The sequence below is a fragment of the Azospirillum sp. TSH20 genome (assembly GCF_003115935.1).
Taxonomy (GTDB): Bacteria; Pseudomonadota; Alphaproteobacteria; order Azospirillales; family Azospirillaceae; genus Azospirillum.
Map to the genome: position 1 here is coordinate 1 of NZ_LGQU01000218.1, position 1,096 is coordinate 1,096.

Below are 1,096 nucleotides of genomic sequence, written 5' to 3' on the forward strand. Positions count from 1 at the left end.
CCAAGGGTCTGAACCAGCGCGCCGGCGACCTGACGTCGCTGAAGGACGCGATGGGTCAGTCGATCAGCACCATCCAGGCCGCCGACAAGGGCCTGACCGCCATCGACTCCATGGTCGACCAGGCCAAGGGCCTGACCACCGCCGCCTATGCGGCCCTGGGCAACGATGCCGCCTCCATCGCCACCCGCAAGTCGCTGGCTTCGCAGTTCAACACGCTGCGCGGACAGATCGACAAGCTGGCCGCCGACAGCGGTTACGGCGGTAAGAATCTGATCGCCGGCAACGGCCTCAGCATGGACAGCACCGCCTCGTCCCGTGCCGCCGTCAACACCATCGTCGGCGTCGACAATGCCCGCGTCACCAACGTGCAGGCGCCGGACACCTATTCGATCCGCATCAAGGGCGACGGCTCGATCGAGGGCAAGACCTCCGACATCAATTCGGCCGAGAATGCGCACGGCCTGACCGGCCTGAAGCTGTCGGGCACCATTTCCAGCACCTCGGGCAGCTTCTCCAACGTCCAGATCGAGGTGCGCGGCGCCAACGGCCGCAGCCGTGACATCATCGTGTCGGACGGCAACGAGAGCCGGACGACCTCCTACTTCGACAACACGCAGACGACCTCCACCAACCTGACGCAGGCGGCGACGTCGACGCAGGCCCAGATCTCCACGGTGAACGTCAGCGGCACCATCGAAGAAGGCGACATCTTCTCGATCACGGTGGAAGGCCAGACCTTCAGCTACACCGCCACCAGCGGCGACGTCGCCGTCGGCCAGAACGCCGCCAAGAACGTCGCGACCAATCTGACGAACTCGATCTCGAGCGCCATCTCGGGCAGCGGCCGTCTGGCCGGCAAGGATGTCGCCTCCGCCACCATCGGCGGCAGCGGCACCATCACGCTGACCGGCAACACCACGAGCGGCGTGGTGCGCGACTTCACCCTGACCTCCAGCACGACCAACGCGCTGACCAAGAAGATCTCGGAGAGCTTCGCGTCGGGCACCGTCGTGTCCTTCACGGTCGACCGCCGCCTGCTGGAAGCGGCGAACAACCAGGGCAACGGCATCTCGACCATCGAGAAGAAGGTCGACCT

At 65.7% G+C, this 1,096-nt stretch carries 1 pseudogene; it reads left to right on the top strand.

Going from position 1 to position 1,096, the window contains the following annotated elements:
- Positions 1–1,096: pseudogene (locus TSH20_RS34465) on the top strand (flagellin); the annotation flags it as partial.